The organism is Amycolatopsis sp. NPDC051071, assembly GCF_040682875.1.
Lineage (GTDB): Bacteria > Actinomycetota > Actinomycetes > Mycobacteriales > Pseudonocardiaceae > Amycolatopsis.
Window position 1 is genome coordinate 1 of sequence record NZ_JBFBBY010000078.1, and the last position, 14,321, is coordinate 14,321.

Genomic DNA, 14,321 nt, shown 5'->3' on the forward strand with positions numbered 1-14,321 from the left:
CCCCTTCCTTGCGTCTAGCGCAAGGAAGGGGGCCTTCATGTACTTGGGGGAACTTGGGGAAAGTCCCCGTCAACTAGGAAAGCTCGTCGGGGCCGTAGCCGGGCATCTTGCCGGTGACGACGAAGATCATCCGGCGCGCGACCGAGACGGCGTGGTCGGCGAAGCGCTCGTAGAAGCGGCCCAGCAGGGTGACGTCCACGGCCGCGGCGACGCCGTGGTCCCAGTTCCGGTCCATGATGACGGTGAACAGGTGCTTGTGGATCTCGTCGACCTCGTCGTCGTCCGACTCGATCGTGCGGGCCGCCTCGACGTCCTTGGACTTGATGACCTGCTCGGCCTGCCTTGCCAGTTTGACGGCGACCTCGCCCATCTTGGCGAAGTCGGCCCGCACGCCCTCGGGAAGGACCGGCTCCGGGTGGCGGCGCCGCGCGGCCTTCGCCACGTGCAGTGCCAAATCGCCCATCCGCTCCAGGCTTTCCGCCGCGTGGATCGCGGCGAGAACGGTCCGCAGGTCGGTCGCGACGGGCGCCTGCAGTGCGAGCAGGGCGTACGCCTGCTCCTCGCATTCGGCGCGCGCGTCGTCGACCTTCGCGTCGTCGCTGATCACCTGCTCGGCGAGTCCGAGATCGACCTCGAGCAACGCCCGGGTCGCCCGCTCCATCGCGTCGGCGACCTGGAGCGACATGCTCGCTAGGTTATCGGCGAGCTGTTCGAGTTCGACATGGTAAGCCTCACGCATGGCCCAACCCTACGGGGAACAGGGACCAAAAGCCGCATCCCAGGGTGAACCCGACGTGAACCCGGACTAACGAATGATCCCCCGCGTGGATCTTCAGCCTGAGCTGCTGCTCTTCCTGCCGCCGCCGGACTTGGCGGAACTCGTCGGAGCGGACGCCGCGCTGTTCGGCGGGGGTTCCGGGGCCTTCTCCTCCAGCGGCGTGTTGTTGATCAGCGCCTCGAAGACGGCCTTCGACTTGTTCTGCAGCAGTACCTCGTTGCCGCGCCCGTTCGCCTCGCCGGTGGTGGGCACGGTGAGGAACTTGACGTTGCCGGAGTCCATCCCGCGCATCGACTTCGCCAACGTCATCATCTGCTTGATGCCGAGATTCTCGCCGAAGGTGGCCTTGGCGAACGCGTCGATGAAACCGCTCATCTTGCCGGTGTCGAGCATGACGTCCTTGGACATCACCGTCTTCAGCAGCGCGCCGAGGAAGGCCTGCTGCCGCTTGATCCGGCCGTAGTCCGAGGTCGGGTCGCCCTTGACGTGCCGCGCCCGCACGTAGTTCAGCGCCTGGTCACCGGAGATCCGGGTCTCGCCCGCTTGCGAGATGACCATGCCGAGGGTGTCGTCGTCGACCGGCTTCTCGTTGTACACGGTGACGCCCTGCACGGCGTCGACCATGGATTTGAAGCCGTTGAAATCGATGCCGACGAAATGGTTCATCTTCATGCCGGTGATCTGCTGGATCACCTTCGTGACGCATTTGGGGCCGCCGACCCCGAAGGCGGTGTTCAGCTTCGCGATCTTCTTCGCGGGTGAGATCTGATCCGAGTACGACGACGTCGCCGGATCCCAGCGCTCGCAGTCCGGCCGGCTGATCTCGAGGTCGCGGGGGAACGAAACCATGACGACACGCTGCCGGTCGGCCGGGACGTGCGCGATCATGACCGTGTCCGAGCGGGCACCCGGAGTGCCGTCCGAGTCGCCGACGCCGTCTTCGGCGGACGCGCCGTCACGGCTGTCGGAGCCGACCATCAGGAAGTTCTCGTCGCCGGTCTGGCCGGCGGCGTCCTGGATGTCGGCGGAGTCCTCGTCGAGCGAGGCGACGTTGTTGAACTTCGCGTCGAACCAGGTCTGCGCGCCCCACGCGGTGCCGATGGAAAGGAATACGAGCGCGGCGACCACGGCGGCGGCGATCCGGCCAGCCTTGGCCGACTGCCTGGTCTTGCGTTCCTTCTTCTCCTGAAGACGGGTCTGCGGAGACGCCTGCTCGGCGGCCTCGGCACTCTCCGGGGTGTCGGTCGTGACCACCCGCTGCAGTGCTGTCCGGGTCTGCTCCAGCAACGCGGCGGGCCGCGCCGCGAGCCGCTCACGGCGCTCACGTTTCTTGGCCTCTTCGGCCTCGAGTTCGTCGTGCGCGGCGGAGAACCGGGCAAGCGTGTGGTCGATCTTGCGCTTCGTGATCGTCGCTTCGTCGATCGCTTCGAGCTCGTCGGTCATGGTGAGCCGGTCCATCTCGGACCGCGGCGGGACGGCGCCGAGAACCGGCGGCTGGGACGGCGCCTGCGGTGGTGCCGGCCGCTGCACGGGGCGGCGAGGACGGCGCGGCGCGGCCGGTACCGCGGGCTGCTGCTGGGCGCCGGGGTTCACCACCGGCGGGCGGCGCTGCGTCGGCGCCTCAGGAGTGGGCGCGACCGGCGAGTTGCGGCGCGCACGAGGCGGCCTCGGCGTATGCGGGGGTTCGGCGGGCCGCGGGTTCCGCTGCGGCAACGGCGACTGGCCGGACTGGGCCGGACGCGGTGCGGGCGGCTCCTCGGCCGGTGCGGCCGGTGCCGCGGGGCGAGGACGACGGGGCGCGGGTGGTTCCGAGCGTGCGGCGCGGGCCCCGGGTCTCGGAGGTTCCGGCGACGGCTCGGGCTGCCGGAGACGGCGGGGCGGCGGTGCCGGTGACTCGGCGCTCGGGTCGAAGACGGGACGTTCACCCGTGTGACGTGCGACGACGTCCGAGACGCTGATCCCGCCGTGGGTGTCCATCGACCGGCGCCTGCCAGGCTTGTCGCGGCCCGAGCCGGCGCTCCTGTCCAGACTGCTGTGGCGACCGGTCCCCGGATTGTGGTGCTCGTCGGGCACTCGGTCTCCTCTCAAGGTCGTAGCTCTTTCGTTATCGTACGGACACCTCGGGTTCGTGACGACAACCATCCCCGAATTTTCTTCACCCAAGGTACCGAGAAGCGCCGAACGGTCCATGCGATCGGGTGAGCGGTCCTGGTTAAAGCTGCGTTAAAAAGCCCGATACCGCTACGTAGAGTATGGCGTTAACCGAGTGGGTGGCTAGGCCCCGGTGGGCTCGGAAGACTTCCCGGAGTTCGCGGAACTGGGAATCACCTGCGACGATTCCTTTTCGCGATAGGCCACTTTGTTCCGGCCGGCCCGTTTCGCCATATACAACAAAGCGTCGGCGCGGCGCAACTGCCGTTCCGGTTCGGCCCGATACCCCGGTCCGGTGCCGTTTTCGTGGGCGAGTCCAACGCTGATCGTCACCGACAGGCCCGGCCGGATCCGCGCCCACGGGTGGCGGGACACCCGGACGCGGGCGGTGTCGGCGATCCGGACCGCGCGGGCGGCATCGACGTCCGGGAGGACGAGCGCGAACTCCTCGCCGCCATAGCGGGCGCAGAACGCCTCGGGCGGAAGTCCCTGTTGCAGCAGGTCGGCGACCTCGCGGAGCACTCGGTCGCCGACCAGATGCCCGAAAGTGTCGTTGACCTCCTTGAACAGGTCGAGGTCCACCAGCGCGATCGCGATCCCTGGCGGGCCGCGGTGTTCGACGGCCGGGCCATGCAGCCATTGGTCGAGATAGCGGCGGTTGAAGCTGGACGTCAGCGTGTCACGCAGGCTGCCGGCCCGGGCGAGGTCGAAGGCCGACTTCAGATGGTGGTAGGCGCGTCGCCAGTCACCCTGGGTGGCGAGTACCCCGGCGATCGATTCGTGCAGGCTGAGCAGATCGATACCCGGCGCGCCCGGTGGGAGCGCGGCCTCGTCGTCGGCTACCACGCTCACCTCCGCCACGAATTGGTTTTCGTCGTAAAGGAGGCATCTCTTGAGGTATGAGTACGGTCCGAAGCGAATATCGCTCAAGTGGACGACGGAGGCGCCCCATTGTCACGGACCGAAGTGCCGTTCTGTAAGGCCGAAAACGGCTCCGCGTCTTTGAGCTGCGAAAACTGATCCTTCGCCCAGTAACTCACGTCAGTCACATCGTCATTCAGCAACCGTGTGTAATCATTCCAGGTGATCCAGCGCCACTCGCCGACCTCGTCGGGATGCGGTTGGGGATCTTCGTCGACCCAGCCGACGAAGACCGGGCAGAACTCGTTCTCGACCACACCTTCGAACGGCGGCGTCCGGTAGCGGTACGCCGGGAGGACGCAGCGGAGCCCGTCCAGCCGGGGCAGGCCGAGCTCGAAGGCGGCACGACGCCGGACGGCCTCTTCGATCGGTTCACCCGGTGCGGGATGCCCGCAGACACTGTTGGTCCATACCCGCGGCCACACCTTTTTGGTCGCGGCGCGGCTGGTGATCAGCAGGGCCTGGTCGCTGCGGCGCAGCAGGTAACAGGAGAACGCCAGATGGAGCCGGGTGTGCTCGTGGTGGGCGGCCAGTTTGGGCGCGGTCTCGCCGGTCGGCTCGCCGTCCTCGGTGACATAGACGATGCGTTCGGTGTCGAGTTCGGTCGCGTTGTTCACCGGACCCACTGAACTACACGGCTCACGGTAACCGGTACCGCGACCAGAGTTACCCCTGTTAGTGGGACGAAAGGTGTTCCACGAGCAAAGAAGTGACGGCCTCGGGTGTCTCTTCCACCACCCAGTGGGAGACGTCCTCGATCATCTCGAAGCGGTACGGGCCGGTGACGCGGTTCGCGGTGTCGAGTGCGGCCGTCGAACCGAAGGCGGCGTCCTCGGTGCTCCAGATGTAGAGCGTCGGCACCTCGATGGGCCCGATCTTCCCGCCGGGACGGCCGGCGCGGTACCAGTTGAGCGCGGCGGTCAGCGCGCCCGGTTCGGACAGACGCCGGACATATTCGTCGACCTTGCTCGGCGGCACCCTCCGGTCGAAGATGCGGCGCAACGCGTCGGCGTCGTTCTCGAGCATCCGTCGTTCGGTGACCCGGGTCTGCCGCCATTCGGTCATGTATCCCGAGCGGAGATGCTGATCCTCGTCGGTCTTCATGGCCTCCGCCAGCGCCGCCGGATGCGGCGTCGAAACAACGGTGAGACTGCGGAGCCTGCCGGGATGCGCGTCGGCCGCCCACCACGCCACCGCGGCGCCCCAGTCATGTCCGACGAGGTCGAATTCGTTCCACCCCAAGCGATCCGCGATCGCGATGACGTCGCCGACGAGTGCGTCGATGGTGTACTCGGCCGCCTGTTCCGGCCGGACGTCCGGCGAATAACCGCGCTGATCCGGCGCCACCGCGCGATATCCGAGCACGCCGAGCGTCGCGACCTGGTGCTCCCACTCCACCGCCGCCTCGGGAAACCCGTGCAGCAGCAGGACGCCACGGCCGTCTTCGGGGCCGGCCGCGATGGCGTCGAAGGAACCGGCGGCGGTCGGGATACTCAGCTGCTCGATCACGCCGCCGACTCTACTTGTCAGCGGGAAGGCGAAAAATCTTCCGGCGGGAACGTTTGTCAGCCGCCGGAATGCATGTCCTCGGCCTCGGGAACGCAGCCGTCGTCCGGATCGTCGAGCCAGCCGTGCGGCAGTGTGACCTTGCCCGGCGAACCCTGCCGCCCGCGCGGCCCGGTGGCCGCGCTCGGGAACGGGGCGTCGTGGTCGAGCTGATCGATGAGGTCGTCCAGCTGGGTCAGGCTGGAGAGCATCGCGAAGCCGCGCCGCAGTTCCGAACCGACCGGGAAACCCATGAAGTACCAGGCCATATGTTTGCGGATGTCGCGCATGGCCTTGTCGTGGCCGTCGTGCTCGACGAGCAGCTCGGTGTGGCGGCGCAGGACCTTCGCGACCTCGCCGAGCTTCGGCGGGGTGGGCTGCGGGCGTCCCGCGAAAGCGGCTTCCAGCTCGCCGAACAGCCACGGCCTCCCCAGGCAGCCGCGGCCGACCACGACGCCGTCGCAGCCTGTCTCGGACACCATGCGCAGTGCGTCTTCGGCGGAGAAGATGTCGCCGTTGCCGAGCACCGGGATGCTGGTGACGGCCTCCTTGAGGGCGGCGATCTTCGTCCAGTCGGCCTGGCCGGAGTAGCGCTGAGCGGCGGTGCGCGCGTGCAGGCTGACCGCGGCGGCGCCCTCCGCTTCGGCGATGCGCCCGGCGTCGAGGTAGGTCAGGTGGTCGTCGTCGATGCCCACCCGGAACTTGACCGTGAACGGCACCTCCGCCTCGGCCGCCGCCTTCGCCGACTCGCGCACGATATCGGCGAACAGCTTCCGCTTGAACGGCAGCGCCGCGCCGCCGCCCTTGCGCGTCACCTTCGCGACCGGGCAGCCGAAGTTGCTGTCGATATGGTCGGCGAGGCCCTCGCCGGTGATGATGCGGACGGCTTCGGCCATGGTTTTGGGGTCGACCCCGTAAAGCTGCATGGACCTGGGTTTTTCGTTCTCGCCGAAGGTCATCATGTGCATCGTGCCGGGGTGGCGTTCGACCACCGCGCGGGCGGTGATCATTTCGCAGACGTAGATACCCGCGCCGTACTCCTGGCACAGCTGACGGAAGGCGACGTTGGTGATACCCGCCATCGGAGCGAGCACGACCGGGGGATCGACCTCGTAGGGGCCGATCTTCAGGCTGGGCTTGCTCAGGGTGGCTGTCACGTCCTCCATTGTCGCCTGTGGTGTCTGTCACTCGCAGGTGGGCCGGAAGTCGACGTGCGCCGAGGGGTCAGGACGACTTCGCCAACTGGCTGACGCGCTGGAAAGACATGCCGAGAACCGGTCCGTCACGGAATTCGGCAGGTGCACTTTGAGGTGGAGGTCGTACTCGTCGCCCCGGATGTTCTCCATGATCTCGATGAGGTCGCTCGCCATGGTCTCGACGTCCTTGCAGCGGAGGGCTTGTGTCGAGCGGCCGATCTCACGGACGCGGATGAGCCAGAACTTGCCATCACGGGTGACTTCGGCGTGATAGGTCTTCACTTCCTCCACCGACCTTTCCCGAGGACATTCTCGCACTCCTTGAAGATGTCGACGGCGAGAATCCCCTGGTTCCTGCTGTCGCGTAAGTGGAACCGTCGTTGATGAAGGAATTGGGACGTTGAGTGTCCCGATTCCTTCATGGACAAGGCCGCGCCCGCCAGGATCCCGGTATCCCCGGGTGATGATCTCGCAGGTCGCGACCACATCGTCATCACGATTGAGTAGTGCTACGGATCCCTCGGCGGCGTCGAGGATTCATGCTGGTCGCCATGACCACCGATGGGGATGTGCTCCTCAGGCTCGCCGGGGAGATCGACGATCTTGGGGCCCGCCTCGCGCGGGTCGGTACCGAGCTGAGGACCGTCCAGGCCGACGCGGCGCCGACGCCTGCCGAGGCGCCTGAGCAGGCACCTCGACAAGAGCAGCCGGTCCCGCCGCGGCCGACCGCCCAGCAGGCGCCCGAAGCCCAGCCGCAGCAGCACCAGCCGCCGCAGCAGCAGCCCCAGCCGGGGCAGCAGCCTCAGCAGCCCGTGTACCCGCAGCACGCGCATGCCCAGTACCAGCAGGCCCAGTACGCCCAAGCCCAGGCGCAGGCCGAGCAGCGGTGGTGGCACCAGCCGTACCAGCAGCCGCAGCAGCCGCCGCACCAGCAGCCCCGCCCGCAGCAGCAGCAGCAGCACCAACTGCAGCAGCAGCCGTACCAGCCCTACCGGCCGGTTCCGAAGGTGACGCTGGCAGAGAAGCTGAGCAAGGAAGGCGCCGGAAGCAGGCTCCTGGCCTGGGTCGGCGGCGCCGTCACGTTGCTCGGCATCGTGTTGTTCCTGGTCCTCGCCATCCAGCGCGGCTGGTTCGGCCCGCTGCCGCGGGTGATCGGCGGCGCCGCGCTCGGGTTGACGCTCGTCGGGATCGGGCTGCGGCTGCACCGCACCCCGGCGGGCCGCACGGGTGCGTTCGCGCTCGCCGCGACCGGTATCGGGACGCTGTACCTCGACGCGATCGCCGCGACGACGATGTACGGGTTCCTCCCGGCCTACGCCGGTCTCGCGCTCGGTCTCCTGATCGCGGTCGGCGGATTGCTGCTGGCCGTGCGGTGGAAGTCGTCGCTGCTCGCGACGGCCGTCGTGCTCGGCTGCGTGGTCTGCGCGCCGCTGATCACACAGGGGTTCAAGCCCGAACTGGTCGCGTTCCTGCTGGTGGTTCAGGTCGCGTCGACGCCGGTGCAGTTGCGCCAGTCGTGGCCGTCGGTCGCGGTCGCCGCGGGGATCCCGCCGCTGGTCGCGTCGGTGTTCAGCACCGCGTTCGCCGGTCTCGGCGGCAGCACCGCGAACACCGCCGCCGCGCTGGCCACCGGCGGGATCGGACTCGCGCTCGCCGTGGTCGTCACCACCAAACGTTCCGGTGACGCCGCCGCGCTCGCCCTCCTCGGCGCCGCCCCGTTGCCGTCGCTGCTCGCCGCGTTGTTCCTGCCGAAGACGCCGGCCGTGCTCGTCACCGCGTCGGTCGCGCTGGTGCTGCTCGCCGTATGGGCGGCCGGGCAGTGGCTCGACGGCTGGACGGGTGACCTCGCGGGTGCCGCCGGTCTCCTGGCGGCCTTGCAGACGACGATGACGCTCTTCGACGGCAGTGCCCGCTCCGCGATCCTGATCGGCGAAGGGGTTTTGCTGGCGCTGGTCGCGCTGTGGACGAAGAAGCACGTGGCGTTGTTCGGCGGGCTGGGGTTCGCCGTCGTCGGCGGGATCATCGCGCTGGCCTTCGAGGTTCCGCCCACGCTGTTCTTCCTGATCAAGAACCGCCCGGACGCCGACCTGGCCGCCGCGCTGCTGGTGGCCGTCGCGATCCTGGCCGTCTCGATCACGCTTCCGTGGGTCGCGCACCGGCTCGGCCTGTTCAAGTCGGCGGCGGAGAACGTGGTGCCGTGGCTCTTCGCCGGCGTCTGCGCGCTCTACGGCGCGGGTGCGATGGTGCTGTGCGGCGCGCTGCTGGCCGTCCCCGGCCGCTCGGGTTTCCTGCTCGGGCACGTGGTGATCACGGTGTCCTGGACGGTGGCCGCGCTCTTGCTGCTCATCCGCGGCATCTCGGTGGTCGGCCTGCGGGTGATCGGGCTGGTGCTGGTCGGCGCGGCGGTGCTGAAGCTGGTCCTGTTCGACCTCGCCGCGCTCGACGGCCTGGCCAGGGTCGCGGTCTTCCTCATCGCCGGTTTGGTCCTGCTGGGAGCCGGGACGCGGTACGCCAAGCTCGTCGCCTCACGCTGAGGAAGAAAAGCCGCCGGGTCGTGGTTGGTGCGTTTCATGAGCTACCAACCCGACCCGCGGCTCGCCGAGCGAGCGAAGGAAGACGTCGCCTGGCTGACCACCATCAGTCCGAAGGGCAGGCCTTCACCCCGTCCGGTGTGGTTCGTGCTGGACGGCGAAGACATCATCGTCTTCAGCCAGCCCGACACCGCGAAGACGCGGCACGTCGAGGCCAACCCCGAGGTCAGCCTTCACTTCAACAGTGACAAGCACGGCGGCTCGATCCTGGTGATCGGCGGCCGCGCCGAGATCCTGCCGGACGGGCTCCCCTCGGAGCAGCCCGGCTACCTCGACAAGTACGAGAAGCACTACCCCGCGATCGAGTCCGACGTGGCGAAGTTCGACCGGGAGTACCGCGTCCGGATCAGGATCCGGCCGGAACGCACCTGGGGGTTTTAGAAGCGGGATAGGGGGTGGGTGCGGGGGTCGTGAGTGATTTGGGTCGTTAGAACGACCCAAATCACTCACGATCAAGAGATGCCGATGGTCACGCAGGCCAGCCGGGCCCCCGCGGTCCCGGCGTGGCCGGGGTCGGTGTGCGTATGCGTTTCGTGGATCACGATCGAATTCGCCCGCCGCTCGGCGAACGTCCAGTCCACTTTGGACACGGCGACGCCGCGGCCGGCGGAGTCGGTGGTGAGGTCCAGCCAGATCTCGTTGCGGGGGTTGGCGTAGGCCGGATCCACTGACGGCTTCACCGGGTCTTCGATGTTCTGGTAGTGCGGGCCGGCGAGGTCTCCGGTGGCACCACACGGTTTCGTATGCGCGTGTGCGCCGTATTCGCGGCCGGGCAGCAGACCGGTCACGAGGACCGCGGTCGAGGTTCCGAAGGCTTTCGAGGTCAGCCCGAAGACGTGGGCGCGGGCGCCGGGCGGGACCAGGTCCGGCTTGTAGATCGTGAGGTCGCTCTTGGCGGTGATGACGTGCACCCGGGATTCGGGTGAGGGGGCGGCCGACGCGGTGCCGGGGGCGATGGCCAGCGCGGCCGTGGACAGAACGAGGACGAGTGCGGGGACGGGTCGCATGTCCCCTGCCTAGCCTGCGCGATGTCGGCGCCGCCAGAACCACCACTCGAACGGGTGCAGGAATTTCAAACCGATGGAACTACAAGTGCCTTCCATACCGCCCGTGCGGGCGGTGGCGGGGCATGGATGGCAGGTCAAGTGAACACCAACCCTCCGGATCGCACCTGGCTGGTCGCGGTCGCCGCGGCACTTTGGGGCACCGACGGCCTTTTGCGCCTCCCGCTCGCCGAGGCGCTCCCGGCGGCCACGGTCGTCTTCTGGGAGCATCTGCTGGTGGTGCTCGTGCTGAGCCCGCTCATCCCCGGTGCCTTCCGTGCGCTGCGCCGGTGCGGGCCGCGCGAATGGCTGGCCGTGCTCGCCATCGGCGGTGGCTCGTCCGCGCTGGCGACGGCGATGTTCACCGCCGCCTTCAAACTCGGCGACCCGGTGACGCCGTTGGTGTTGCAGAAACTTCAGCCGGTGTTCGCCGTCCTCGCCGCGTTCTTCGTCCTCGGTGAGCGCGTGCGTGCCGGGTACGCCTTCTTCGTGATCCCCGCTTTGCTGGGTGCCTGGCTGCTGGCGTTCAAGGATCCGCTGAACATCCAGTTCGCCGCGGCGAAGGCGGCGTTGCTGGCGATCGGCGCGGCCGTGCTGTGGGCGGCGGGCACGGTGCTCGGCCGGTTGCTGTCCACCGAACTCGCGCCGAAGGAGGTGACCACGCTCCGGTTCACCGTCGGCCTTCCGGTCGCGGCGGGGATCGTGGCGTTCCAGGGCGGCGCGTTCGCGGTCGGCTGGGACAACGCGCTCGGCCTCGGGCTTCTCGCGCTGGTCCCCGGTTTACTGGCGCTGAGCCTGTATTACTGGGGGCTGCGGTCGACCCCGGCCGCCAGGGCGACGCTGGCGGAGCTGGCCTTCCCGGTCACAGCCGCGGTTATCGGCGTATCGTTCCTGAACGCGCATTTGTCCGGTACCCAGTGGCTGGGCCTGGCCGTGGTGGTCGTCTCGGTGACTTCCTTGGGCTGGCACGAAAAAGTCACCCGTCAACCGATGGTCTTGGAGCAGCCGAGTGGTCGAGCACACCGGAGAGACGAAGAACGAACGCCTGACCCGCAACGTCAGTGAGCTCCTGCAGGAACTCCGGGTCGCGCAGGCCGGCGTTCAGATCCTCTTCGGTTTCCTGCTCACGGTGGTGTTCACCGACGAGTTCCACGAGGCGAGCGGGTTCGAGAAGGCCGTTCACCTGACGGCGGTGCTGCTCACGGTGTGTTCGACGGTCCTGCTGACGGCGCCCGCGGGGTGGCACCGGTTGCTGTTCCGCACCGGGAACCGCGAGCGGATCCTCACCGTGGGCAACCGGTCCGTCCTGGCGGGACTCGCCTCTCTCGCCGCCGCGATCACCACGACCGTCGCGCTCATCGCCAAGATCGTCTACGGCCCGGTCGCGATGGCGCTCCTCGGTGTTGTGGTGGCGGCGCTGTTCGTCGTCATGTGGTTTGTCGTGCCGCGGCGGATCGGCCATGATGACCAGGCCACCGCTCAGGCCACCGATCAGGACACGGACCGGGACAAGGCCTAGCGCCGGGCGCGGACGGGAGTGCCGTCGGGCAGGCCGAACGCGGCGGGCGCGACCGTCGCCGGATCTTCCGGGCTCGATCCGTCGAGAACCCGCCGGGCGCCCATCCACGAGAACATCGCCTTGACCGAAGGCGAGTACGCCGTGCCGTCCTTCGCGAGCTCGCGGTCGAGGACGCGGTAGCCGTCCTGCGAGCGTTCGACCAGGTAGACCATCGGCTGCCGGAATCCGCTGCCGGTGACGAGCCCGCCGCCCTCCCGCGCGACCTCGTCGCAGTTCGCGACGAGACCGACCTTGACCCGTTCGCCGTCCGGCCTGGTCTCGATCACCTTCCGCGTGCACACCCAGCGGACGTCGGTGAACCCGGAATCGGCGAGTACGCCGGTCCACGCGTTCGCGCGCAGGTGCTCGTCGATCGGCGGCAGCGCGTCACGGACGACGGCGTCGTCCACCGTCGGCATCTCGTCCACGATCCACCAGGCCGCCGCGGCCACCACCACGCCGACCCCGGCGAGCACCGGCCATCGTTTGACCCGCTTGGGTGCTTCGGTTTCCCCCATGAGGACGACGCTACCGAGCGGGGCAAGTGTTCATCCGCGGTTCGGGACGTGTTGCCTCCGCGACCGTAGGTTTCGGCCGTGAACGACTCATCCAGACGGACTTTCCTGCGTGGTGCCGGCCTGCTCGGCGCCGGTGCGGCGGCGTCCGCGTTGCCCGTGCTCGGCGCCCCGGCGGCTTCGGCGACCTTCGGCCACCACGGTCCGGACGCCGAAGACGGCCGCTTCACCCTCGCGGTCCTGCCCGACACCCAGTATCTGTTCGACGCCGACCGCGGCGATCCCGCGCCGCTGGACGCCACGTTGCGGTACGTCACCGAGTGCGACGAGAACATCGTGTTCCTCGCGCATCTCGGCGACCTCACCGAGAACGGGCAGCGGGGCGAGTTCGACCAGATCAGCCGCTCTTTCCAGCATTTGGACCGCCGCCGGTTCCCGTACAGCACGCTGGCCGGTAACCACGACATCAAGTCCTCGACCGACGACCAGCGCGGTCGCACGCCGTACCTCGACGCCTTCGGCCCGCAGCGGCAGCGGGGTTCGCGGACCTTCCGCGGCGCGAGCCAGGACGGCTACAACAGTCACCACGTGTTCCGCGCCGGTGGCCGTGAGTGGCTGCTGCTGGCGCTGGACTGGCGGCCGTCGGCGGGCGGGCTGGAGTGGGCGCGGTCGGTGCTCAAGCGGAATCCGCGGCTCCCGGCGATCCTGACGATCCACGAACTGGTCTGGGCCGACGAAGCGGGACAGGCTCAGCTGTCCGAGTTCGGGCAGAAGGTGTGGGACGAACTCATCGCGGGGAACGACCAGATCTTCCTGACGCTCAACGGGCATTACTGGCCGCCGGGCCGCGCGGTGCAGAAGAACCAGGCGGGCAACGACGTCCACCTGCACATCACCAACTACCAGGACCGTTACTACGGCGGGAGCGCGATGATCCGGCTCTACCGCTTCGACCTCGCGCGCAACGTGATCGACGTCCGCACGGTCTCGCCGTGGCTCGCCGACCAGGCACCGCGGCTGAACGAGTTGCAGCGGCGGGAGATCGAGCGCACCGGTCCGGCGGACTACTTCAGCCTGGAGGTCGATTTCGACGCGAGGTTCGCCGGGTTCGCGCCGGTCCCGGTCCCGCCGTCACGGCCTGCCGAGCGGCAGCTGATCCGGGGAACCGTGGCGTACTGGCGGTTCGAAGGCCGGGACGGCACACCGGTCGGCGGCGTCCGCGACCTTTCCGGCCGGGGCAACGACCTGGTCCGGGTGACCTTGCCCGGCAGTCCCGAAGAGGCATTGCGGTTCTCCGGGGAGTTCTCCGGGCGGCAGCCCTCGCGGTCCAGCCTCCGGTTCGACGGCGGCAAGAAACCGGCACGCGGCGCGTACCTGCGTACGGCGGACTCCGCGCCGATGAACGCGGAGACGTTCTCGCGCGGTTACACCATCGAGGCGTTCGTGAAGCTGCCCGAGGATTTCAAGGACGGCCGGCATTCCTGGGCCGCGCTCTTCGGCAGGCAGGGTTCCGGCGGCAAGGCAGGCAAAACCGGCGACGATCCCGGTGAGCCGTCGGCGACACTGTCCCTTTCGGACGGTGCCGCCTTCCAGTGGGCGGTGTTCCCGGTGAATCAGAACGGGATCTCCACCTGCTGGGGGCACGAACTGACACCGCGGGAGTGGATCCACGTCGCCGCGGTCAACGACGGCAGGCGGACGACGCTCTACGTCGACGGCTGTCCGGTGCTGCGGAACCCGAAGACCCCGGCGGCGGGGATCGCGAACCCCGGTGGGTCTTGGCTGATCGGTGCCTACGCCTACGACTCGATCGTCGAGCAGGCGTTCCACGGCTGGCTGGGTGACGTCCGCGTGGTGGGAAGGGCGCTGGAGCCTCGCGAGTTCATGCTCGGCTGAGTCGTCGCGGATCGTGCGCGGTAATGGTGGATCTTCATCCCCATTATCGCGCACGATCGGTTCCGGCCGAATACCGGGTCCCTCTTGACAAGTGGTGGACAATAAAAAATCGGCGTGTAATCAGGAA

14 protein-coding genes are annotated in these 14,321 nt (G+C 68.4%); 5 read left to right on the plus strand and 9 right to left on the minus strand.

What is annotated here, in order from left to right:
• Window positions 1–73 precede the first annotated feature (73 nt).
• From phoU to AB0M65_RS23900, 7 genes are all read right to left on the minus strand, one after another.
• Window positions 74–739 (minus strand): phosphate signaling complex protein PhoU, encoded by a 666-nt coding sequence (gene phoU, locus AB0M65_RS23870; RefSeq protein WP_364031355.1) that lies wholly within the window; start codon window positions 737–739, stop codon window positions 74–76.
• Between the two features lie 93 nt (window positions 740–832).
• The gene (locus tag AB0M65_RS23875; RefSeq protein ID WP_364031458.1) at window positions 833–2,236 is read right to left on the minus strand and encodes an LCP family protein; all 1,404 of its coding nucleotides are present in this window, start codon (window positions 2,234–2,236) and stop codon (window positions 833–835) included.
• Between the two features lie 816 nt (window positions 2,237–3,052).
• Window positions 3,053–3,790: a GGDEF domain-containing protein gene (locus AB0M65_RS23880; RefSeq protein WP_364031358.1), complete on the minus strand. Its 738-nt coding sequence runs from the start codon at window positions 3,788–3,790 to the stop codon at window positions 3,053–3,055.
• Window positions 3,791–3,855: 65 nt separating this feature from the next.
• Window positions 3,856–4,467 carry an isopentenyl-diphosphate Delta-isomerase gene (gene idi, locus AB0M65_RS23885; protein WP_364031361.1) on the minus strand — a complete coding sequence of 204 codons (612 nt, stop codon included), beginning with the start codon at window positions 4,465–4,467 and terminating at the stop codon, window positions 3,856–3,858.
• Between the two features lie 58 nt (window positions 4,468–4,525).
• The gene (locus tag AB0M65_RS23890; protein WP_364031364.1) at window positions 4,526–5,359 is read right to left on the minus strand and encodes an alpha/beta hydrolase; all 834 of its coding nucleotides are present in this window, start codon (window positions 5,357–5,359) and stop codon (window positions 4,526–4,528) included.
• A 56-nt stretch (window positions 5,360–5,415) separates the two neighbouring features.
• Window positions 5,416–6,561 carry a tRNA dihydrouridine synthase DusB gene (dusB, locus tag AB0M65_RS23895; RefSeq protein ID WP_364031367.1) on the minus strand — a complete coding sequence of 382 codons (1,146 nt, stop codon included), beginning with the start codon at window positions 6,559–6,561 and terminating at the stop codon, window positions 5,416–5,418.
• Window positions 6,562–6,579: 18 nt separating this feature from the next.
• Window positions 6,580–6,882, minus strand: a complete 303-nt coding sequence (locus tag AB0M65_RS23900) for a hypothetical protein (protein WP_364031370.1) — start codon at window positions 6,880–6,882, stop codon at window positions 6,580–6,582.
• 248 nt (window positions 6,883–7,130) lie between these two features.
• Here AB0M65_RS23900 and AB0M65_RS23905 point away from each other — a divergent pair, with 248 nt between their 5' ends.
• Window positions 7,131–9,125, plus strand: coding sequence for a DUF2339 domain-containing protein (locus AB0M65_RS23905; protein WP_364031373.1), 1,995 nt, complete (start codon window positions 7,131–7,133; stop codon window positions 9,123–9,125).
• Window positions 9,126–9,161: 36 nt separating this feature from the next.
• Entirely contained in the window at window positions 9,162–9,563 is a 402-nt protein-coding gene (locus AB0M65_RS23910; RefSeq protein WP_364031376.1) for a TIGR03667 family PPOX class F420-dependent oxidoreductase, read from the plus strand.
• Window positions 9,564–9,634: 71 nt separating this feature from the next.
• Here AB0M65_RS23910 and AB0M65_RS23915 read toward each other — a convergent pair whose 3' ends face one another.
• Complete coding sequence (locus tag AB0M65_RS23915; RefSeq protein ID WP_364031379.1) at window positions 9,635–10,189, minus strand: superoxide dismutase; 555 nt, start codon at window positions 10,187–10,189, stop codon at window positions 9,635–9,637.
• Between the two features lie 126 nt (window positions 10,190–10,315).
• On the opposite strand from AB0M65_RS23915, the gene AB0M65_RS23920 reads away from it, so the two are divergent.
• Complete coding sequence (locus tag AB0M65_RS23920; RefSeq protein ID WP_364031382.1) at window positions 10,316–11,290, plus strand: EamA family transporter; 975 nt, start codon at window positions 10,316–10,318, stop codon at window positions 11,288–11,290.
• Window positions 11,235–11,744: a DUF6328 family protein gene (locus tag AB0M65_RS23925; protein ID WP_364031385.1), complete on the plus strand. Its 510-nt coding sequence runs from the start codon at window positions 11,235–11,237 to the stop codon at window positions 11,742–11,744. Before AB0M65_RS23920 ends, AB0M65_RS23925 begins: the two co-directional genes overlap by 56 nt.
• On the opposite strand, the gene AB0M65_RS23930 is transcribed toward AB0M65_RS23925, so the two are convergent.
• A complete protein-coding gene (locus tag AB0M65_RS23930) occupies window positions 11,741–12,301 on the minus strand; it encodes a hypothetical protein (RefSeq protein ID WP_364031388.1) in 561 nt (186 codons plus the stop codon). The genes AB0M65_RS23925 and AB0M65_RS23930 overlap by 4 nt on opposite strands.
• A gap of 78 nt (window positions 12,302–12,379) precedes the next feature.
• On the opposite strand from AB0M65_RS23930, the gene AB0M65_RS23935 reads away from it, so the two are divergent.
• A complete protein-coding gene (locus AB0M65_RS23935) occupies window positions 12,380–14,194 on the plus strand; it encodes a LamG-like jellyroll fold domain-containing protein (RefSeq protein WP_364031391.1) in 1,815 nt (604 codons plus the stop codon).
• Window positions 14,195–14,321 lie beyond the last annotated feature (127 nt).

What these genes read in the sequence shown, in the direction of transcription:
- AB0M65_RS23920 (WP_364031382.1), top strand. Translation starts at nt 10,316, where the DNA reads ATGGCAGGTCAAGTGAACACCAACCCTCCGGATCGCACCTGGCTGGTC.
- AB0M65_RS23930 (WP_364031388.1), bottom strand. Translation starts at nt 12,301, where the DNA reads ATGGGGGAAACCGAAGCACCCAAGCGGGTCAAACGATGGCCGGTGCTC.
- AB0M65_RS23915 (WP_364031379.1), bottom strand. Translation starts at nt 10,189, where the DNA reads ATGCGACCCGTCCCCGCACTCGTCCTCGTTCTGTCCACGGCCGCGCTG.
- dusB (WP_364031367.1), bottom strand. Translation starts at nt 6,561, where the DNA reads ATGGAGGACGTGACAGCCACCCTGAGCAAGCCCAGCCTGAAGATCGGC.
- AB0M65_RS23875 (WP_364031458.1), bottom strand. Translation starts at nt 2,236, where the DNA reads ATGGACCGGCTCACCATGACCGACGAGCTCGAAGCGATCGACGAAGCG.
- AB0M65_RS23905 (WP_364031373.1), top strand. Translation starts at nt 7,131, where the DNA reads ATGCTGGTCGCCATGACCACCGATGGGGATGTGCTCCTCAGGCTCGCC.
- phoU (WP_364031355.1), bottom strand. Translation starts at nt 739, where the DNA reads ATGCGTGAGGCTTACCATGTCGAACTCGAACAGCTCGCCGATAACCTA.
- AB0M65_RS23910 (WP_364031376.1), top strand. Translation starts at nt 9,162, where the DNA reads ATGAGCTACCAACCCGACCCGCGGCTCGCCGAGCGAGCGAAGGAAGAC.